Origin of the sequence: Phenylobacterium sp. (assembly GCF_030679875.1) — a bacterium.
Lineage (GTDB): Bacteria > Pseudomonadota > Alphaproteobacteria > Caulobacterales > Caulobacteraceae > Phenylobacterium.
Genome location: NZ_JAUXSP010000018.1, coordinates 64423 through 83244, shown reverse-complemented (window position 1 = coordinate 83244; position 18822 = coordinate 64423). Strand labels below are relative to the sequence as shown.

Annotated in this window: 19 protein-coding genes; 11 read left to right on the top strand and 8 right to left on the bottom strand. The window is 65.9% G+C overall.

Annotated elements, in window-relative coordinates; all coding sequences use genetic code 11:
- Positions 1-77: 77 nt before the first annotated feature.
- The gene (rnd, locus tag Q8K84_RS10675) at positions 78-1250 is read left to right on the top strand and encodes a ribonuclease D (protein WP_305282624.1); all 1173 of its coding nucleotides are present in this window, start codon (positions 78-80) and stop codon (positions 1248-1250) included.
- A 2-nt stretch (positions 1251-1252) separates the two neighbouring features.
- Here the strand turns inward: rnd and Q8K84_RS10670 are convergent, their stop codons facing one another.
- Genes Q8K84_RS10670 through Q8K84_RS10660 form a run of 3 tightly spaced genes read right to left on the bottom strand, consistent with a single transcriptional unit; the run spans position 1253 to position 5666 of the window.
- Positions 1253-2749 carry a Ppx/GppA phosphatase family protein gene (locus Q8K84_RS10670; RefSeq protein WP_305282623.1) on the bottom strand — a complete coding sequence of 499 codons (1497 nt, stop codon included), beginning with the start codon at positions 2747-2749 and terminating at the stop codon, positions 1253-1255.
- Positions 2730-4943: an RNA degradosome polyphosphate kinase gene (locus tag Q8K84_RS10665; protein WP_305282622.1), complete on the bottom strand. Its 2214-nt coding sequence runs from the start codon at positions 4941-4943 to the stop codon at positions 2730-2732. Before Q8K84_RS10665 ends, Q8K84_RS10670 begins: the two co-directional genes overlap by 20 nt.
- Before the next feature lie 57 nt (positions 4944-5000).
- Positions 5001-5666, bottom strand: coding sequence for a DnaA/Hda family protein (locus tag Q8K84_RS10660; RefSeq protein WP_305282621.1), 666 nt, complete (start codon positions 5664-5666; stop codon positions 5001-5003).
- A gap of 184 nt (positions 5667-5850) precedes the next feature.
- Here Q8K84_RS10660 and Q8K84_RS10655 point away from each other — a divergent pair, with 184 nt between their 5' ends.
- The gene (locus tag Q8K84_RS10655; RefSeq protein WP_305282620.1) at positions 5851-6069 is read left to right on the top strand and encodes a dodecin; all 219 of its coding nucleotides are present in this window, start codon (positions 5851-5853) and stop codon (positions 6067-6069) included.
- A gap of 10 nt (positions 6070-6079) precedes the next feature.
- Here Q8K84_RS10655 and Q8K84_RS10650 read toward each other — a convergent pair whose 3' ends face one another.
- The gene (locus tag Q8K84_RS10650) at positions 6080-6844 is read right to left on the bottom strand and encodes an arginyltransferase (RefSeq protein WP_305282619.1); all 765 of its coding nucleotides are present in this window, start codon (positions 6842-6844) and stop codon (positions 6080-6082) included.
- Between the two features lie 116 nt (positions 6845-6960).
- Positions 6961-7866, bottom strand: coding sequence for a flagellar motor protein MotB (locus tag Q8K84_RS10645; RefSeq protein ID WP_305282618.1), 906 nt, complete (start codon positions 7864-7866; stop codon positions 6961-6963).
- An 88-nt stretch (positions 7867-7954) separates the two neighbouring features.
- Here Q8K84_RS10645 and Q8K84_RS10640 point away from each other — a divergent pair, with 88 nt between their 5' ends.
- From Q8K84_RS10640 to Q8K84_RS10630, 3 genes are read left to right on the top strand one after another with little or no spacing between them, the layout of a single operon-like run.
- Positions 7955-8815 carry an NAD(P)-dependent oxidoreductase gene (locus Q8K84_RS10640; RefSeq protein ID WP_305282617.1) on the top strand — a complete coding sequence of 287 codons (861 nt, stop codon included), beginning with the start codon at positions 7955-7957 and terminating at the stop codon, positions 8813-8815.
- Positions 8812-9312: a GNAT family N-acetyltransferase gene (locus tag Q8K84_RS10635; protein WP_305282616.1), complete on the top strand. Its 501-nt coding sequence runs from the start codon at positions 8812-8814 to the stop codon at positions 9310-9312. Before Q8K84_RS10640 ends, Q8K84_RS10635 begins: the two co-directional genes overlap by 4 nt.
- A gap of 15 nt (positions 9313-9327) precedes the next feature.
- Positions 9328-10191, top strand: coding sequence for an alpha/beta fold hydrolase (locus Q8K84_RS10630; RefSeq protein ID WP_305282615.1), 864 nt, complete (start codon positions 9328-9330; stop codon positions 10189-10191).
- Here Q8K84_RS10630 and hemB read toward each other — a convergent pair.
- Together hemB and Q8K84_RS10620 are read right to left on the bottom strand one after the other, a co-directional pair.
- Positions 10188-11204, bottom strand: coding sequence for a porphobilinogen synthase (gene hemB / locus Q8K84_RS10625; protein WP_305282614.1), 1017 nt, complete (start codon positions 11202-11204; stop codon positions 10188-10190). The genes Q8K84_RS10630 and hemB overlap by 4 nt on opposite strands.
- The gene (locus Q8K84_RS10620; RefSeq protein ID WP_305282613.1) at positions 11201-11680 is read right to left on the bottom strand and encodes a hypothetical protein; all 480 of its coding nucleotides are present in this window, start codon (positions 11678-11680) and stop codon (positions 11201-11203) included. Before Q8K84_RS10620 ends, hemB begins: the two co-directional genes overlap by 4 nt.
- 73 nt (positions 11681-11753) lie before the next feature.
- Between Q8K84_RS10620 and Q8K84_RS10615 the strand changes: the two genes are divergently transcribed.
- From Q8K84_RS10615 to hemA, 4 genes are all read left to right on the top strand, one after another.
- Positions 11754-12890, top strand: a complete 1137-nt coding sequence (locus Q8K84_RS10615) for an acyl-CoA dehydrogenase family protein (protein ID WP_305282612.1) — start codon at positions 11754-11756, stop codon at positions 12888-12890.
- Entirely contained in the window at positions 12887-13945 is a 1059-nt protein-coding gene (locus Q8K84_RS10610; RefSeq protein ID WP_305282611.1) for an enoyl-CoA hydratase/isomerase family protein, read from the top strand. The genes Q8K84_RS10615 and Q8K84_RS10610 overlap by 4 nt, the downstream gene beginning before the upstream one ends.
- A gap of 63 nt (positions 13946-14008) precedes the next feature.
- Positions 14009-14905, top strand: a complete 897-nt coding sequence (gene mmsB, locus Q8K84_RS10605; RefSeq protein ID WP_305282610.1) for a 3-hydroxyisobutyrate dehydrogenase — start codon at positions 14009-14011, stop codon at positions 14903-14905.
- 155 nt (positions 14906-15060) lie between these two features.
- Positions 15061-16290, top strand: a complete 1230-nt coding sequence (gene hemA, locus Q8K84_RS10600) for a 5-aminolevulinate synthase (protein WP_305282609.1) — start codon at positions 15061-15063, stop codon at positions 16288-16290.
- 109 nt (positions 16291-16399) lie between these two features.
- Here hemA and Q8K84_RS10595 read toward each other — a convergent pair whose 3' ends face one another.
- Complete coding sequence (locus Q8K84_RS10595; protein WP_305282608.1) at positions 16400-16828, bottom strand: MucR family transcriptional regulator; 429 nt, start codon at positions 16826-16828, stop codon at positions 16400-16402.
- Between the two features lie 182 nt (positions 16829-17010).
- On the opposite strand from Q8K84_RS10595, the gene glyA reads away from it, so the two are divergent.
- Positions 17011-18306, top strand: a complete 1296-nt coding sequence (gene glyA, locus Q8K84_RS10590; RefSeq protein ID WP_370867861.1) for a serine hydroxymethyltransferase — start codon at positions 17011-17013, stop codon at positions 18304-18306.
- 35 nt (positions 18307-18341) lie between these two features.
- Positions 18342-18815, top strand: a complete 474-nt coding sequence (gene nrdR, locus Q8K84_RS10585; RefSeq protein WP_305282607.1) for a transcriptional regulator NrdR — start codon at positions 18342-18344, stop codon at positions 18813-18815.
- Positions 18816-18822: the final 7 nt, after the last annotated feature.

Sequence of the window (18822 nt, the reverse complement as noted above, 5' to 3'; positions counted from 1 at the left end):
GAGGCGTAAATAAAAAGTGGGGCGCCCTCGCATCGGGCGCTTGCAGACTCGGTCGCGCGCGAGGCTATAGCTACGTGATGACGCCGATTACAACCACCGCCGAACTCGCGGCGTTCTGCGACAGACTGAAAGGCCAGCCCTTCGTCGCCGTAGACACCGAGTTCATGCGCGAGACCACCTACTGGCCCAAGCTCTGTCTGATCCAGGCGGCGACCGCCAGCGATGAAGCGGTCATCGACCCCATGGCCGAGGGCATGGACCTTGAGCCGTTCCTGGAAGTCATGCGCGACGAGAGCATCCTCAAGGTGTTCCACGCCGCCCGCCAGGACGTCGAGATCTTCAACAACCTCAAGGCTATGCCGCGGCCCCTGTTCGACACTCAGGTGGCTGGCATGGCCGCAGGGTTCGGCGAGCAGATCGCCTATGACGCCCTGGTCCGCCAGATGCTGAAGATCGAGCTCGACAAGTCGAGCCGCTTCACCGACTGGGCCAGGCGTCCCCTGGCGGAGTCGCAGCTGACCTATGCGCTCGCCGATGTGACCCACCTGGCCAAGCTCTATCCCATGCTGCGCGAGCGGTTGGAGAAGGAGAACCGCCTCGTCTGGGTGACCGACGAGATGCAGGCCCTGACGGATCTGGCCAACTATGACGTGACGCCCGAGAACGCCTGGAAGCGCCTGAAACCGCGCCGGCATACGGCCAAGTACATGGCGGTCTACAAGGCGGTCGCGGCCTGGCGGGAGCGCACCGCGCAGCAGCGTGACCAGCCGCGCGGCCGGATCCTGAAAGATGAGGCCATCGACGAGGTGGCGACCCAGGCTCCCACAGACGCCGCTGGCTTGGATCGGCTGAGGTCCGTGCCCAAGGGCTTTTCCGGCTCAAAGTTTGGCCCGGATCTCCTTGAGGCGATCCGCGAGGCCTTGAAGAGTCCAGAAGCCCATGGACCTGTGGTCGAACGGGCCAAGCCGGCTAGTTCGCCGGCCGCCGGGGCGGTGGTCGAGCTTCTCAAGGTGCTGCTCAAGGCAAGGGCGGAGGATACGGGGGTGGCCTCCAAGCTGATCGCGACCGTCTCTGACCTCGAAATGATCGCCAATGATGACGAGGCCGACAGCCAGGCCTTGAAGGGCTGGCGTCTGGAGGCCTTTGGCGCCGACGCCCTGCGGATCAAGCGCGGGGAATTGGCCCTGGTGCTGGATGGCGCCCGCGTCCGGGTGGTCGAGGTTCGTCGCGCCCCGAAAGCCGGCGCCTGACCTCAGGTCAGGGCGAGTTTGAGCTTCAGCGCCCCGGCCAGAGTCGCGGCGCGCTTGGCCGTCTGTTCCCCGAGCAGCAGATCTGACCAGCCCTCGGCGGCGGACAGGCGCAGGGACATCCCCTCGATGGCCAGTTCAGCCTTGGCCAGGAGCCGGCCGTTCCTGCCCGACAAGTCACAGCCCAGACGCAGGGCCGCCCCCAGCGCCCGGGCCCGGGCCCGCCGCTCGACGGTTAGCACGCGGCTTAGCGTATCAGGCTCTGGCGCGCTGCTTGAGGCGGAATGGCGGGCGAACGTCGCCAGGGCCAGGAAGCAGCGCTCGGCGTGCGACATGCCGGCGATCGGCGCACGAAGCACCTGGGCGAAGGCTAGCTCGGCCCGGTGATCGGGGTGCAGGCGCCCCCCCAGGTCCGCGAGCCGGCAGGCGGCGGCGATCAGCAACGGGTCTCTTGAGCCGAACACGGGTTCCAGCGTGGCGAAGGCTGGCGCGAGCCAACGATCCAGGGCCTGCGCCATGTCACCTGCCGACAGCCCCCGCATGACGCTCATCGCCTCGCAGCCTTCCAGCAGGGGGTCGCGGCGGCGGACAATCTCGTCCATGCCGTCCCACAGCAGGCCCTCTCGCAGGCCAAAGGCCGAGACGACGATCCGCTCAAGGCCAAGCTGCTCGATCAGGGTTTCCAGCACCAGCGCCGCATAGGGCAGGGTCTCGTAGCGCTTCTTGGACAGGCCGACGATGCGCTCCAGGGAGGACCGTGACTGGCGCACGACAAACCGCGTCAGATCCAGGGCCTCGGTGCGCGACATCTCGTACTGATGGGCCACCCGCAAGGGGTAGTCCGTCATGACCATGTGTAGCAGGCCAAGATTGCGCCAGGCGCCGCCGACGGCATGAAACTCGCCGCCGCCAAGCGCGCCGGCGAGGGGGCGGAGGCTGTCGGCGATGAGGTGTCGGGTCGGCTCCACGTCCAGCACCCGCGGGGCGCCGAGGGCGAACGGACCAAGGGGCAGGGTCAGGCCCGGCGCCGGGCCGTCTGGCCCGACCTTCACCAGCTCCAGACTGGAGCCGCCCAGATCCCCGACCAGGCCTTGGGCGGCCGGATGGCCAGCCAGCACCCCGGCGGCGGCGAAATAGGCCTCTTCCTCGCCAGAAAGGACACGGAGAGGCAGGCCCAGCTCGGCCCGGACATGGTCGGCGAAGGCCGGCCCATCCTCGGCTTCGCGGACGGCGGCGGTCGCCACGGCGATCACGTCGTCAGGGGCCCAGTCCTGCAGGATGGCGCGGAAGCGGCGCAGGGCGCCCAGAGCCACCTCGATCCCGTCAGGCGCCAGCCGCCCGGTGTCGGCCATGTCCCGGCCGAGGCCGGCGAGGGCCTTCTCGTTATAGACGGTCCAGATGGCCCGGCCCTCAAGCCGGTAGATGACCAGACGAACCGAGTTCGAGCCGACGTCGATGACCGCCGCCTGGCGGCTGTCGGATCTAGGTTCTGGCGGCGACATGGTCGATCGCGCGCGGCATGTCCTTTACTCGCTGGCCACGGCCAGAGAGGCTTGGATTGGTCATGAAATACTCGTGCGCGGAAAAGGCGCTGGGGTGGTCCCAGTTGGGATCGCGGGTGTAGCCCCCCTGGGCGTTCAGGGTCCAGCTCTGAGCTTCATCCTTGAGGTTCGCCACCATGATCTGTTGCAGGACCTGCTGGTGGACCGTGGGGTTTTCCACCGGCACGAGGCTCTCGACCCGGCGGTCCAGATTGCGCGGCATCCAGTCCGCCGACGAGATGAACACCCTGGCCTTGCTCGACGGCATGGCGTGGCCATTGGCGAAGGCCACAATGCGTGAGTGCTCCAGGAAGCGTCCGACAATGCTCTTGACCCGGATGTTCTCGGACAGGCCTGGCACGCCAGGACGCAGACAGCAGATTCCTCGGATGACGAGATCGATGGACACGCCGTCGTGGCTGGCGCCGTAAAGGGCGTCGATGACCTCCGGGTCGACCAGGGCGTTCATCTTGGCCCAGATGGCGGCGGGCTTGCCGGCCCTGGCGTTGGCCGCTTCGTTCTGAATCAGGGCGACCAGATCGCGCTTCATGGTGATGGGCGAGAAGGACAGCCGCTCGAGCTTCGTCGGCTGGGCGTAGCCGGTGATGAAGTTGAACACCCGTGAGGAGTCCCGGGCCAGGGCCGGATCGGTGGTGAACAGGGACAGGTCGGTATAGATCCGCGCCGTCACCGGATGGTAGTTGCCGGTCCCATAGTGGCAGTAGGTCCGAACCTGGTCGCCTTCCCGGCGGACCACCACAGAGAGCTTGGCGTGGGTCTTGTACTCCACGAAGCCGAAGACCACGTGGACGCCGGCCCGCTCCAGATCGCGGGCCCATTTTAGGTTGGCCTCTTCGTCGAACCGCGCCTTGATCTCGATGACGGCGGTGACGTTCTTGCCATTCTCGGCGGCCTCGATGAGGGCCGCGACGATCGGGCTGTCTGATGAGGTGCGGTACAGGGTCTGTTTGATGGCCAGGACGTGGGGGTCGCGGGCCGCCTGGCGGACGAACTGCACCACCACATCGAAGCTCTCGAAGGGATGATGGACCAGGATGTCCTTCTCCCGAATCGCCGAGAAGCAGTCGCCGCCATGATCCAGAATCCGCTCCGGGAAACGGGCGGTGAAGGGCTTGAACTTCAGGTCCGGGCGATCAGACGGAATGAGCTGCGACAGCTCGTCCAAGCCCAGCAGGCCATCGACGAGCAGGACATCATCAGGTTGAGCGCTGAGGTTCTCACAGATGAAGCCGCGCAGGGCCTCCGGCATGGCCTGTTCAATCTCGACCCGAACAACCGAGCCCAGACGTCTCTGCTTCAGGCGCGCCTCGAACTCGCGCACCAGATCCTCGGCCTCCTCCTCGATCTCCACGTCGGAATCGCGGATCAGACGGAAAACGCCGCTGGCCTCCACATCGCAGCCTGGGAACAGGTGGTCGACAAACAGCGCGACCATGCCCTCCAGCGAGATGAACCGCCGCTGCGGCCGGGCGGGCTTGCGTCCGACGCGCGGGGTCTCCAACTGCCAGAACCGGGCGACCTGGGCGGGGACGGGCACCAGGGCGTTGAACTTCCGCCCGTCAGCGTCGCGCCGGAGAGTCAGGGCGAGGGAGAAGGCCAGATTCGGAATGAACGGAAAGGGGTGCGCCGGGTCGATGGCCAGGGGGGTCAGGATCGGGAAGACCAGGTTGAGGAAGGCCGCCTCAAGGCTGGCCCGCTCGGCCGGGGTCACCTCGTCGGCCTCAATGAGCCGCAGGCCTTCGCTCGCCAGTTCCTGTCGGAGGTCGCGCCAACGGGTCTGCTGGTCGGTCATCAGCATCGCCGCCTCGGCGTTGACCCGCTCCAGCTGCTCGGCGGCAGTCAGCCCGTCCTGACTGACCGAGCGGACGCGTTCGCGGACCTGCGCCTTCAGGCCCGCCACGCGGACCATGTAGAATTCATCGAGATTGTTGGCCGAGATCGACAGGAACCGCAGCCGCTCCAACAGCGGGTGGCGGGGATTCTTGCTCTCCGAGAGCACGCGCTCATTGAAGGCGAGCCAGGATATTTCCCGGTTGAAGAACCGGTCGCCAGACGCCGCCAGATCTACATCCCAACCTTGGACCGGACCGGTCTTTGGCGCCCCCTGGGCGGGCGGGGATGAGACATAGGACATGGGGACCTCGCTTGAGCCACGCTGATCGGCCGAACCTCGCCGATCATGGCCGCAGGGTCACTCGAAAAGGTCAAGATTCTCCGTCTCGTCGTCCAGAACCTGTCGCGCCAGGACCCGAGAGACCGGCCGATGGGTCTCGCCGGAGGCCGCATCAAGCCGCTGCACCAGGGTCCAGGCCGCCGTCGCGGAGCGCTCGATGCGATTGAGCAGATAGGGGATCACGTCATCGTGCGGGGTGATGTTGCAGCGGGCGAAGAGCCGGCGGAGCACAGCCTCCAGCACCTCATCATCCGGCGGTTCGATCTCAGCCACCGGAAGGGCGTTGAGCCGGGAACGCAGGTCAGCGAGTTGGGCCGGCCAGGCGGCTGGCAGGGTGCGCGCGGTCAGCAGCAGTCCGCCTCCTGAGCGTCCGGCCATGTTGATGCGGTGAAACAGGAACTCTTCGTCAAAGCCCTGATCGACGTCCTCAATGAGCACAGGTCCTGGATGGGCCAGGTCGCCGCCCTGGGCCGACGCCTCCGTCGCGCCGGCGTCCTCCAGCCAGAGTTTGGCCAGATGGGTCTTTCCGACCCCCTCGGGGCCCACCAGCGCCAGGGTCCCGCCGTGCCATCCTGGCCAGACGGCCAGGGCCGCCCGGGCGGCGGCGTTTGACGGCCCGGCCGCAAAATCGACCCGGTCATAGGACGGTGGACGTCTAAGCTTCAGCCGAAGCTGTCGGGCCATGGTCCATTTCCGAAGGCGCTACCAAACCAGGCCTGATCTTAGCAGGCGGTTGGAGGAGGGTCGATGTAGCCGTGCGCCTCGCCTGGGGACGAGACCGTCAGGCCTGTGAGTCGGGGCCGGAACGCGGGGGGCGGTCAGACGCTTAAGGGGAGCGCCGCGCCGGCGTTGCAGACAGGAGCGTTTCATGTCCGATCACGTGTACCGGGTTGTTGAACTGGTGGGCTCGTCCAATGACAGCATTGACGACGCCATTCGCAACGCCATTTCGGAGGCGTCAAAGTCCCTGAGGGATATGCGCTGGTACGAGGTGACCGCGACCCGGGGCGAGATCGTCGATGGCCAGGTTGGCCACTTCCAAGTCTATCTGAAAGTCGGCTTCACTCTTGAAGGGTCGCGGGACTGACGCAAAAGCGTCAGCCGCGGGACGCGTTGAGGATCTCGCGGCTGTTTACCCGCGCCCATCCTTCGGGCCGAAGGAGCTCGATCGGTGAGAAGCGGGCCTTGTAGTCCATCTTGTCGCTGCCCCGCACCCAATAGCCGAGATAGATGTGGGGAAGGTCCAGCAGGCCGCCCTGTACGATGTGGTCCAGGATCATAAAGGACCCGAGGCTACGACGCGGCAGGTCTGGGTCATAGAAGCTGTAGACCATCGACAGACCGTCCCCCATCAGGTCGACGAGGGCGCAGGACACCAGGTCGCCAGGACCACCGTCCTGCGAACGAACGCGGTACTCCACCAGGTGAGTGCGCACGGCGGTGTCCTCGACCATGGCGACATAGTCAGGCCAGCTCATCTCGGCCATGCCGCCATCCACGTGGCGGGTGGTCAGATAGCGTCGCAGCAGTTCGAACTGCTCCATGGTGGCTTCTGCCTCGACCACGGAACGCTCAATGTCCTCGTTGCGGGCCAGCACCCGGCGCTCTGAACGCGAAAAGACGTAATCCTGCACGGGAAGGCGCGCCGAAATGCAGGCCATGCAGGACTCGCAGGCCGGGCGATAGGCGATGTTCTGGGACCTGCGGAAGCCCATCTGGGTCAGTGAGTCGTTGACGCCAGGCCCATCGGTCAGCGGCAGATGGGCGAAGACCTTCCGCTCATATCGGTCAGGCAGATAGGGACAGGGCGATGGCGCTGTCAGGAAGAACCTTAGCTGTCGCGTCGGGAAATGCTGCGTCACGGAGCGGTTTTCGACCTTAAGCCTCGGAGTCACCGCCGATTAGGCGGCAAGGATCGGGATCAGGCAAGCCGGACGTTTGGGCATATCCCGTCCAGGTCCTCATCTTCGGCGCCTGATCACGGCCGTACGTCTGGCGGAAGGACGGGCGCCTCCCGGAGCAGCACCACGGCGATCCGTCGATTGCCGGGCAGGGTGGGGTCGTCCGGATAGAGCGGCTCGGAATTGGCCTTGCCTGACACCTGGTAAATTCGATCCGAGGCCACCCCGGCGCCCTGGAGGACCCGGCGCGAGGAGTCGGCGCGGGTGGCCGAGAGGGCCCAGTCCCCCTCGGAGCGGGCGCCATTCATGTTCACGCTGGTGTGGCCGTAGATGCTGACCCGATTGGGAAGCTGATTGATGATCTTGGCCACGGCCCTCAGCAGCAGCCGGGCGCGCTCATTGGGTTGACCGGAGCTCTCGTCGAACATGGAGCGGCCCTCCTGGTCGACGAGTTGGATGCGCAACCCTTCAGGGGTCTGGTCGATAATGATGTTCTTGGACAGCTCGGCCAGTTCCGGCATGTCCTGCAGCGCCTGGCGCAGGGACTGCGCCGCGGACTGGAAGGCGGCCTCTTCGCGTTTGTGAAGAGCGTCCCGCAGGGCCTCTGTACTGGCCTCCTGCAACCGACTCTTTGCCGAGGGATCCTGGGTCTCACCATCCTCCTCGGGGTTGGGAGATTCCGGTGACATCTGCTCGATGATCGACATGGAGCCGGAGGACTTCGCGCCATCTGGCCCCAGCGCGGTGCCGCCCAGGATGCCGCCGGAGCCCGAGGTCGTCGACGAGATGCTGGCGGGTGCGAAATAGTCTGCAATCCCTCGCTTCTGCTCAGGGCTGGTGGTGTTGATCAGCCACATCAGCAGGAAGAAGGCCATCATCGCCGTGACGAAGTCGGCATAGGCCACCTTCCAGGCGCCGCCATGGTGCGCATGGCCGGCCTTCTTGATCTTCTTGATGATGATCGGCCGCTCGCCCGACGCCATCGCCCCACCCCGGTTAACGCTAATTGTGCGTTAGGGTCCCTGGTCGGCGTTAAGATGCCGTTGCCAATTGTGAGTCTGGGAAGCGGTGATGAAGCTTGCGTTTGTAGGTCTTGGGGTCATGGGCTTCCCCATGGCCGGTCATCTGGCTAGCGCTGGCCATTCGGTTTCGGTGTTCAACCGGTCTCCGGCCAAGGCCGAAGCCTGGGCCAGGGCCCATTCGGGGCGGGCGGGTCCCACCATCGCGGAGGCGGCGACGGGCGCCGAACTGCTGATCCTCTGCGTCGGCAAGGACGATGATGTCCGCCAGGTCGTGGGCGAGGCCCTGGAGGTCCTGGCGCCCCGGGCTGTGATCATTGACCACACCACCACCTCGGCGGTGGTGGCCCGTGACATGGCGGAGAAGGCCTCTGGGCTCGGGCGTAGCTTCATCGACGCCCCGGTCTCAGGCGGGCAGGCGGGCGCTGAGGCCGGCAAGCTGACCATCATGTGTGGGGGTGATCCCGAGGCCTTTGACCGTGCGAAGCCCGTGATGGAGGCCTACGCCCAGGCCATCCGGCTCATGGGGCCCCCAGGTTCGGGCCAACTGACCAAGATGGTCAACCAGATCTGCATCGCCGGCGTGGTCCAGGGCTTGGCCGAGGGCCTCCATTTCGCCAAGCGCGCCGGCCTTGAACCGGCCGATGTTCTGGCGGCGATCTCCAAGGGCGCGGCGCAGTCCTGGCAGATGGACAACCGCTGGCCGACCATGGCCGAGGGGCGGTTCGACTTCGGTTTCGCCGTAGACTGGATGCGCAAGGACCTGGGCTTGGTGCTCGACGAGGCGCAGGCCAATGGCGCCCGTCTTGAGGTCACCCGCCTGGTCGACAGCTACTACGCGGAGGTCCAGGCCATGGGCGGGGCGCGGTGGGACACCTCCAGCCTCGTGGCGCGGCTGGAACAGCCGAAGTGATCCTGGAGACCCAGCGTCTGACCTTGCGCGAGGCGGTTCGTGACGACGCGGCCTTCATTCTCGACCTGTTGAATGCGCCGGGTTTCATCCAGGGGATCGGCGACCGGGGCGTTCGCACGCTCGATCATGCGAGGGGGTATATCGAGGCGCGCCTCCTCTCCAGCTATCGCGACCATGGGTTCGGGATGTGGGTGGTCACCCCCAAGGTCGAAGACCGGCCCGTGGGCCTATGCGGCTTGGTGCGCCGCGAGGTCCTGCCGCATGAGGACCTGGGCTACGCCTTTCTCGAGGACTGTTGGGGGCGAGGCTACGCCCAGGAGGCGGCCGGCGCGGTGCTCACCCATGCGCGGAGCGTGCTGGGGCTGACGACGGTGGCGGCCATCGTCAATCCAGACAATCTCGCCTCCCGCCGGGTGCTGGAAAAGGTCGGGCTTGCCTTCATCGACGAGCGACAGCTGGACGGCTGGGACCAGCCCAGCGCCTACTACAGCACCTGACGAAATTGGGGGACGATGACCATCACAACGCGGACCATCGCGGCCAACGGGTTCGCCTTTGCGGTGGACGAGACTGGCGCAGGTGACCGGCTGGCCCTTTGCCTGCACGGCTTCCCTGAAAGCCGGTTTTCCTGGCGAGCCCAGCTTCCGGTCCTGGCGGGGCTGGGGTACCGCGTCTGGGCGCCGGACCTGCGGGGTTACGGTGAGACCGAACCCAAGCCCCAGGATGTGGACAGCTACCGGATGGAGCGGCTGCTGGAGGATGTGGCCGCCCTGATCGATGCGGCCGGCGCCCGTGAGGTCATGCTGGTGGCCCATGACTGGGGCGCTGCGGTGGCCTGGACCTTCGCCGCGCGGAAGGTGCGCCCCTTGAGCCGCCTGGTGATCATGAATGTCCCGCACCCGGCGGTGTTCGCCCAGGTCCTCCGCCGCTCGCCCAAGCAGATGCTGCGCTCCTGGTACATGGCCTTCTTCCAGATCCCGGGTCTGCCTGAGCGGATGCTGCTGGCCCGGGACGCCCAGGCCATTCGGCGGGCCTTTTCCGGTATGGCCAAGGACAAAGGTCGCTTCCCCGACGCGGTGCTGGATCGCTACGCCCGGGACGCCCAGCGGCCGGGCGCGATAACCGGTATGATCAACTGGTACCGCGCCGCGGCCCGCCACGCCGACTTCATGCGTGAGCCCTGGGCGAAGATCGAAATCCCAACCCTGGTCATCTGGGGCGAAGCTGACGCGGCGCTTGGCCTTGAGACGCTGGAGGGGACGGAGGCCTTTGTCACCGATCTGCAGATCAAGCGGCTTCCGGGGGTCTCCCACTGGGTGCAGCAGGAAGCGCCCGAGGCGGTCAACACCCTGCTGGTCGACTGGCTCAGGCCTTAGGCGCCGAGCAGCCGCGCCGCATGGGGGGCGAAATAGGTGATGGTTCCGGCCGCGCCGGCCCGCTTGAAGGCGCCAAGGCTCTCCAGAATGGCGCGATCCTCGTCGATCCAGCCATTTGCGCCGGCGGCCTTGATCATCGCGTATTCGCCAGACACCTGGAAGGCGAAGGTCGGCAGGGCGTAGGCCTCCACCAGGCGGCGCAGGATGTCGAGATAGGGCAGGCCAGGCTTGACCATCACCATGTCGGCCCCCTCGGCGATATCGAGGGCGACCTCACGCATGGCCTCCTCGGTATTGGCCGGGTCCATCTGGTAGGTCTTCTTGTCCCCAGGATTATCCACAGTGCCTGTGCCCAGTTTTCCCGAGCCGATGGCGTCGCGATAGGGGCCATAGAAGGCCGAGGCGTACTTGGCGGCATAGGACATGATCATCACGTCCTGCAGGCCCTCGGCCTCCAGGGCGGTGCGCAGGGCGCCGACCCGGCCGTCCATCATGTCCGATGGGGCCAGGATATCGCAGCCGGCCTGGGCCTGGACCAGGGCCTGCTCGACCAGCTGTTCGATGGTGGCGTCATTGAGAATGCGACCCTGCTCGATCAGGCCGTCATGGCCGTGGTCGGTGAAGGGGTCGAGCGCGACGTCGCACATGATCCCGACCTCAGGGGCGGCGTCCTTCATGGCCTTGACCGCACGACAGATCAGCCCGTCGGGATCGGCCGCGAGGGAGCCTGAGGCGTCCTTCCGGGCCATGTCGATATGCGGGAAGATGGCGATGGCCGGAATGCCCAGTCGCCGGGCTTCCACTGCGGCTTTGGCGGCCTCGGCCACCGACAGGCGGGACACCCCTGGCATGGAGGCGACAGGAACCTGGCCCTCGCCCTCGTGGACGACCATCGACCAAATCAGATCCGCAGGAGTCAGAACGGTCTCGCGGACCAGTCGACGAATCCAGTCCGCCTGACGCAGGCGGCGCAGACGCAGGGCGGGGTAGGCGGCGAGGGGGGGCTGGCTCATAGCGCCCGGCTCTTACCCATCCCCTGGTCGGAGGCAAGCCTGATCGCGCCGATGACCGAGGCGCCGATCAACCACAGCCCCGAGAGGAAGGTGAGCGCGATGGCGCCCACGATCATGGCCAGCAGGGCCGCGTCGATGGCCACCTGACCGATCACCACCTCCATCTTGTCGAACCCGTCCCAGCCCAAGGCGTCGGCCATGCCATAGAGCGAGGCGAGCACGTGGATGATCGCCGCGAGGCCGAAGATCCCCGCCAGAAGCGCGAGAACAAACGACACCCAGAAGCACCTGATCTGAAAGGTGAAGTGACTGCGGCCCGGCTCGATGGCCGAATCGCGCTGGGTATAGGCGATGACCACCGCCACCAGCGCCGGCACTCCGGCGAAAAAGAACGAAGCGAACAGCAGGCCGTAGTTCATCAGGGCCAGGTTGCGGGCGGATTCGCGCGGAGTCCCGCCAACGCCATCGAATGTCATTCTTGTGTCCCCCTGTCGTTGACAGGGTGCGCCGCCCGGGCAAGTTCCTCAAGCCTACCCAAGAGGCCAGAGCATGGATTTTGAACTTTCCGAAGATCAGCGCGCCCTTCAGGGGGCGGCCCAGGCCTTCGCCGCAGCCGAACTCGCGCCTTATTCCGCCCGCTGGGATGCGGACTCCCACTTTCCGGTGGAGACCCTGCGACAGGCGGCGAGCCTGGGTTTCGCCGGCATCTATCTCTCAGAGGATCTGGGAGGTTCTGGCCTGTCGCGCCTGGACGCCTCGCTGATCTTCGAGGCCCTGGCCTATGGGGACGTGGCGACCACCGCCTATCTGACCATCCACAATATGGCGTCCTGGATGATCGACCGATTTGGCGATGACGACCTGCGCCGTCGCTACCTGCCCCGGCTCTGTTCGATGGAGCTGATCGCCTCCTATTGCCTGACCGAGCCTGGGGCGGGGTCAGACGCCGCAGCCCTGACCACGACCGCCCGCCGGGATGGCGAGGCCTATGTCCTGGACGGCGCCAAGGCCTTCATCTCCGGCGGCGGGGTCTCTGACCTCTATGTGGTCATGGCGCGCACAGGGGGCGCAGGCGCCGGCGGCGTCTCGGCCTTCGTGGTCGAGAAGGGGACGCCCGGCCTGTCCTTTGGCGCGCGGGAGCGCAAGATGGGCTGGAACGCCCAACCCACCGCCCAGGTGAATTTCGACGGCGTGCGCGTGCCGGCCGCCAACCGCATCGGCGGGGAAGGCGAGGGGTTCCGATTCGCCATGATGGGGCTGGACGGAGGGCGGCTGAACATCGCCTCCTGCTCCCTGGGCGGCGCGGGACTGGCCCTGGATACGGCCCAAGCCTACCTGGCCGAGCGACGTCAGTTTGGCCGCCCGCTGAGGGATTTCCAGGCCCTGCAGTTCAAGCTGGCTGACATGGCCACGGAGCTGGAGGCCGCCCGGCTGATGGTCCGTCGCGCCGCCGCGGCGCTGGACGCCGGGCGTCCGGACGCCACCAAGCTCTGCGCCATGGCCAAGCGCTTCGCCACCGACGCGGGATTCCAGATCGCCAATGAGGCCCTGCAACTGCACGGCGGCTACGGCTACCTCGCGGACTATCCGCTAGAGCGGATCGTCCGCGACCTGCGCGTCCACCAGATTCTGGAAGGGACGAACGAGATCATGCGGGTGATCATCGCCCGGGAGATGTTCCGATGAACGACGCGCCTGAGGTCCTGACCCACATCGAAGGCGCGGTGGGGCGCATCACCCTGAACCGGCCCCAGGCGCTGCACGCCCTCACCACCTCGATGTGCCGGGCCATGATCGACGCTCTCGTGAGCTGGCGCAGCAATCCAGCGGTAGAGTTCGTCTTGATCGACCATGCTGGCGAGCGGGGATTTTGCGCCGGCGGCGATATCCGGATGCTCGCGGCGAGCGGGGCCCGGGACGGTTTTGAGGCCCGGGAGTTCTTTTTCACCGAGTACCGGCTGAACCACCTTTTGTTCGAGTACCTCAAGCCGGTGATGGTCATCATGGACGGCGTCACCATGGGCGGGGGCGTCGGCGTGGCCCTGCCGGCGCGCTACCGCGTGGCCACGGAGCGAACCACCTTCGCCATGCCGGAGACCGGTATCGGGCTGTTTCCGGACGTGGGGGGCGGCTGGCACCTGTCTCGGCTGCCAGGGAAGGCTGGCCTATGGCTCGCCTTGACCGGCGCCCGGCTGAAGGCCGCCGACTGCGAGTTGCTGGGGCTCGCCACTGACTACATCAGATCCGAGCAGCTTGATGAGCTGAAGGCGCAGATCATCGCCGATCCCGCCGCGGTGGAAACCCATCTCACTCTGCTGGAAGCTGACGCCGGTCGACCGCCGATCGGCGCCCATCGCGATGAGATGGATCACCTGTTCGCGGGCGAAAGCGTAGAGGCGATTGTCGCAGCCCTGGAGGCGGACGGCGGCGTCTGGGCCAGCGCACAGCTTGACGTCCTGAGGACCAAGTCACCTCAGACCCTGAAGGTGGCCTTCCGGCAACTGGCCTCGGGGGCCCGTGCGACCAGCTTCGCCGAGAACATGGAAATGGAATACCGCATCGGGTCGCGGGTCGTGGGGCTCTACGACTTCATCGAAGGCGTGCGGGCGGTGATCATCGACAAGGACAATGCGCCACGGTGGAATCCCAACCAGCTGGAAGGCGTCACCGAAGCCATGCTGGACGAGATCTTCGCCCCCCTCCCTTCCGCTCAGAGCTGGCGGCCGATACCCTTGGAATAAGGCGGCGATCGTCCGCCATCACGGGAGGACTGCGATGCGACGCCGGGAACTTCGGAGGCGGGTATGATCCGCTACGCGCTGATCGGCCTGGGCAATATGGGCGGGGGCATGGCCGCGGTGCTGACCGCCGCAGGCCACACGGTACAGGCCTTCGACCTGTCGAGCAAAGCCCTGGAGCGAGCCGCCGCCGCAGGGGCGGTCGCCTGCGCCTCGGCGCCGGAGGCTGTGAGCGGCGCGGAAGTGGTTCTGACCATGCTGCCGGCCGGCGCCCATGTGCTGGAAGTCTACCAGCAGGCCATTTTGCCCCACGCCGCGACCGGGGCGCTGCTGATCGATTGTTCGACCATTGATGTGGCGACCGCCCGGGACATCGCGCTTCAGGCGAGCGCCGCTGGTTTCGCTGTGGCCGACGCACCTGTCTCCGGCGGCGTCGCAGGGGCGGCGGCCGGTACGCTCACCTTCATGGTCGGCTGCCCTGAGCCTGTTTTTGCAAAGGTTGAAGCGGCCTTGTCTCCCATGGCCAAGACCGTGGTCCGGGCTGGCGAGGCCGGGGCCGGGCAGGCGGCGAAGATCTGCAACAACCTGTTGCTGGGGGTCTCGATGATTGGGGTTTGCGAGGCGCTGGCCCTGGCTGAGCGACTCGATCTGGATCCCGAGCGATTCTTCGAGATCGCCTCGGCTTCGTCGGGTCAGTGTTGGTCTCTGACCACCTATTGCCCGTGGCCAGGTCCGGTGGAGACCGCCCCGTCCAACCGCAACTATGAGGGGGGGTTCGCCACAGCCATGATGCTCAAGGACCTCAGATTGGCGCAGGGCGCGGCAGCCTCCGTCGGCGTCTCGACCCCACTGGCGGCCCAGGCCCAGGCGCTTTATTCGCTGTTTGACAGCCTCGGCTATGGCGAGAAGGACTTTTCAGGCCTACTTCAGTTGCTAAGGGGCCGGCTGGCCGAACTGACCTGATCGTTCACGCAGAACTGACGGTGGTTGACGCAGATCAAGCAGCCGCGACGCGGTGGCCTGTAGACAATTTACGCACCCGGCGCCAAAAACCGGGCGGTTAATAGGGGACCGGTTCCAGCGTGAGATCGTCGAGCGCGCGACCGGATTTCGTTGCGATGGATTACAGAGCCGCTTTTCACAACGCACTTGAGCGGATTCACGCTGAGGGCCGTTATCGGGTGTTCGCTGATCTTAAGCGGCATCGCGGCGCTTTTCCCCGCGCCACCTGGACGCGCCAGGATGGTTCATCCCAGGACGTCGTCGTCTGGTGTTCCAACGATTATCTCGGCCAGGGGCAAAACCCGGTCGTGATCGACGCGATGAAGCAGGCCATCGACGAGGCCGGCGCCGGCTCGGGCGGCACGCGCAACATCTCAGGCACCACGCATTATCACGTCGAGCTTGAGCAAGAGCTGGCTGACCTGCACGGCAAGGAAGCCGCCCTGCTGTTCACCTCGGGCTATGTCTCCAACGAGGCTTCGCTCTCGACGCTCTACAAGATCCTGCCTGGGCTCATCATGTTCTCCGATGAGCTGAACCATAATTCGATGATTTCCGGCATCCGCGCCGGGGCCCGTGAGCAGCGTCGGGTTTTCCGTCACAACGACCTCGCCCATCTTGAAGAGTTGCTGGCCGCAGCGCCGGCCGACGCCCCCAAGCTGATCGCTTTCGAGAGCGTCTATTCCATGGACGGCGACATCGCCGACATGAAGGGCATGGTGGCCCTGGCCAAGCGCTACGGCGCCATGACCTATCTTGATGAAGTCCATGCTGTGGGCATGTACGGCCCCCGCGGCGCGGGCGTGGCCGAACGCGACGGCGTCATGGACCAGATCGACATTGTCGAAGGTACGCTGGGCAAGGCTTTCGGCGTCATGGGCGGCTACATCGCCGCCGACGCGGTGATCGTCGATGCGATCCGCTCCTATGCGGACGGTTTCATCTTCACGACCTCAATCCCGCCGGCCCTGGCGGCTGGGGCTGTGGCGTCGATCCGCTATCTCAAGGAACATAATGAGGTGCGGGTGGCCCATCAGGCCCGGGCCGAGGCTCTGAAGGTCCGGCTGATGAAGGCCGGAATTCCGGTGATGCCGTCCGAAAGCCATATCGTTCCGGTGCTGGTCGGCGACCCTGTCCACTGCAAGATGATCTCTGACATCCTGCTCAGCGACTATGGAATCTATGTCCAGCCGATCAACTATCCGACCGTGCCGAGGGGGACCGAGCGGCTACGCTTCACGCCTTCCCCGGCGCACTCTGATGAGATGATCGACCACCTGGCGCAGTCCCTGGAGACCCTCTGGGTCCACTGCAATATCAAGCGCGTCGGCGGCGTCGCGGCATAGAGCGCGGTCGGTAAAACGGACCCGGGTTTATCGGTTGGAACGCGCTCAAACTCTGGAAGCCAGAGGATGAGCAAACGATCAGACGTCACCGTCTGATCGCATCCTCCTCTTACGAGCGGCGGCGCACACCCTTGCCCAAACCGATCTGCTTGGCGAAATCCGAACGCTTGGCCGCATAGGCCGGGGCCACCATGGGGTAGTCCGGCGGCAGGCCCCAGCGGCGACGATAGTCCTCGGGGCTCATGTCGTAGCGGGACCGCAGATAGCGCTTGAGCATTTTCAGGCGTTTTCCGTCTTCAAGGCAGACGATGTAGTCTTCCTGAATGGAGCGGTTGATCGCCACCGCGGGCTTTGGCCGTTCGGCCACGACCGGGGCTTCGGCCTCACCCAACCGGTTCAGCGCCCCATGGACGGACCGGATGAGGTCAGGCACGGCGTCGGCGCTGACGGCGTTGCGGCTGACATAGGCCGCGACAATGTCTACTCCCAGGCGAAGGACATAGTTCGACCGCTCAGCGGGCTCGTCTTCAGCGCTCATATGAAATATCCCCTGACGATACGCGACTGTGCCACCGCCCTCTGTGCGGGGCCTTGGCGATAGGTTCCGAAACGCGCAATGGCAGGCTTCGTTCCCGCCAGATGCGGCTGTTGTTGGAACCGCCCAGCGATGGGAGTAAAAGGCGCCTCCGCCCCAACCAGATTCCGACGCGAGACCCGCCCTTGACCGTCCAAGCCCAGACCGCCTCCGCCGCCGACGCCTTCTTCAGCCAAGGCGTGGCCGACACCGATCCCGATATCGCCCGCGTCCTGACCAAGGAGTTGAAGCGGCAGCAGGATCAGATCGAACTGATCGCGTCCGAGAACATCGTCTCCCGCGCAGTGTTGGAGGTGCAAGGTTCGGTGCTGACCAACAAGTACGCCGAGGGCTATCCGGGGAAGCGCTACTATGGTGGCTGCGACGAGGTTGATGTGGCCGAGACCCTGGCCATCGAGCGGGCCAAGCAGCTTTTCGGTGCGGCATACGCCAACGTTCAGGCCCACTCTGGCAGCCAGGCCAATCAGGCGGTCTTCATGGCCACCATGAAGCCCGGCGACGTGTTCATGGGCATGGATCTGGCGGCTGGCGGCCATCTCACCCACGGCAAGGACGTCAACCAGTCGGGCAAGTGGTTCAGCCCGGTGGCCTATACGGTGCGGCAGCAGGATCACCTGATCGACTATGACCAGGCCGCTGAGATCGCCCTCAGCGCCAAGCCCAAGGTCATTATCGCCGGCGGATCGGCCTATAGCCGTGAGATCGACTGGGCCCGGTTCCGCGAAATCGCCGACAGCGTCGGCGCCATACTGATGGTCGACATGGCCCACTATGCCGGCCTGATCGCCGGCGGCGCCTATTCAAACCCCATGCCCCACGCCCATGTGGTGACCAGCACCACCCACAAGACCCTCCGCGGTCCCCGGGGCGGCCTGATCCTGACCAACGACAAGAAGCTGGCCAAGAAGATCGATTCCGCCGTCTTCCCGGGTCTCCAGGGTGGGCCGCTGATGCACGTCATCGCCGCCAAGGCTGTCGCCTTCGGCGAGGCCCTGAAGCCCGAATTCAAGCTCTATGCCCGCCAGGTGGTGGACAACGCCCGGGCCATGGCTGACGCCCTTGCGGCCTCGGGCCTGAAGATCGTGTCCGGCGGCACTGACAGCCACCTGATGCTCGTGGACCTGACGCCCAAGGGCGTGACCGGCGCCGACGCCGAGGTGGCGCTGGAGCGGGCTAACATCACCTGCAACAAGAATGGCATTCCCTTCGACCCGCTGCCCTTCATGCAGACATCTGGCCTGCGTCTGGGTTCGCCGGCGGGCACGTCGCGCGGGTTTGGCCCCGCCGAGTTCCGCCGCATCGGCCAACTGATCGCCCAGGTGGTCGATGGTTTGGCGACCGGTGGCGACAACGCTGCGGTCGAGGCCAAGGTGCGCGAAGAGGTCCTCACCTTGACCCGGCGCTTCCCGATCTACAACTAGACCGTCTGGGATGCAGTCCGGGAGGGGCTGAACCGATGCGATGCCCGTTCTGCGGCCATGCCGAGAGCCAGGTGAAGGACAGCCGCCCGTCGGAAGACGGCGCGGCCATCCGCCGCCGCCGTCTGTGCCCGGCCTGCGGCGGCCGGTTCACCACGTTTGAGCGCGTTCAGCTGCGCGAGCTTGTCGTGATCAAGCGCTCAGGCCGGCGTACGCCCTTTGATCGCGAGAAGCTGCTGCGCTCGATCGACATCGCCATCCGCAAGCGTCCCGTTGATCCGGAACAGGTGGACCGGATGGTCAACGGAATCACCCGCCAGCTTGAAAGCATGGGCGAGACCGACATTCCCTCCGAGGTGGTCGGCGAACTGGTGATGAAGGCGCTCAAGTCCCTCGATGACGTCGCCTATGTCCGCTATGCGTCGGTCTATCGGGACTTCCGCGAGACCCGTGATTTTGCCGACTTCCTGGGGAGCGAAGGTTTCGGTGATCCGCCAGAGGAGGAGCGCTAGGCCCATC

Bases quoted from the DNA above. Each gene is read 5' to 3' on its own strand.
- Q8K84_RS10615 (WP_305282612.1), top strand. From the start codon at position 11,754: ATGGATTTTGAACTTTCCGAAGATCAGCGCGCCCTTCAGGGGGCGGCC.
- nrdR (WP_305282607.1), top strand. From the start codon at position 18,342: ATGCGATGCCCGTTCTGCGGCCATGCCGAGAGCCAGGTGAAGGACAGC.
- Q8K84_RS10640 (WP_305282617.1), top strand. From the start codon at position 7,955: ATGAAGCTTGCGTTTGTAGGTCTTGGGGTCATGGGCTTCCCCATGGCC.
- hemA (WP_305282609.1), top strand. From the start codon at position 15,061: ATGGATTACAGAGCCGCTTTTCACAACGCACTTGAGCGGATTCACGCT.
- Q8K84_RS10655 (WP_305282620.1), top strand. From the start codon at position 5,851: ATGTCCGATCACGTGTACCGGGTTGTTGAACTGGTGGGCTCGTCCAAT.
- Q8K84_RS10665 (WP_305282622.1), bottom strand. From the start codon at position 4,943: ATGTCCTATGTCTCATCCCCGCCCGCCCAGGGGGCGCCAAAGACCGGT.
- hemB (WP_305282614.1), bottom strand. From the start codon at position 11,204: ATGAGCCAGCCCCCCCTCGCCGCCTACCCCGCCCTGCGTCTGCGCCGC.
- Q8K84_RS10645 (WP_305282618.1), bottom strand. From the start codon at position 7,866: ATGGCGTCGGGCGAGCGGCCGATCATCATCAAGAAGATCAAGAAGGCC.
- Q8K84_RS10660 (WP_305282621.1), bottom strand. From the start codon at position 5,666: ATGGCCCGACAGCTTCGGCTGAAGCTTAGACGTCCACCGTCCTATGAC.
- Q8K84_RS10630 (WP_305282615.1), top strand. From the start codon at position 9,328: ATGACCATCACAACGCGGACCATCGCGGCCAACGGGTTCGCCTTTGCG.
- Q8K84_RS10595 (WP_305282608.1), bottom strand. From the start codon at position 16,828: ATGAGCGCTGAAGACGAGCCCGCTGAGCGGTCGAACTATGTCCTTCGC.
- Q8K84_RS10670 (WP_305282623.1), bottom strand. From the start codon at position 2,749: ATGTCGCCGCCAGAACCTAGATCCGACAGCCGCCAGGCGGCGGTCATC.
- rnd (WP_305282624.1), top strand. From the start codon at position 78: ATGACGCCGATTACAACCACCGCCGAACTCGCGGCGTTCTGCGACAGA.
- Q8K84_RS10620 (WP_305282613.1), bottom strand. From the start codon at position 11,680: ATGACATTCGATGGCGTTGGCGGGACTCCGCGCGAATCCGCCCGCAAC.
- Q8K84_RS10610 (WP_305282611.1), top strand. From the start codon at position 12,887: ATGAACGACGCGCCTGAGGTCCTGACCCACATCGAAGGCGCGGTGGGG.
- mmsB (WP_305282610.1), top strand. From the start codon at position 14,009: ATGATCCGCTACGCGCTGATCGGCCTGGGCAATATGGGCGGGGGCATG.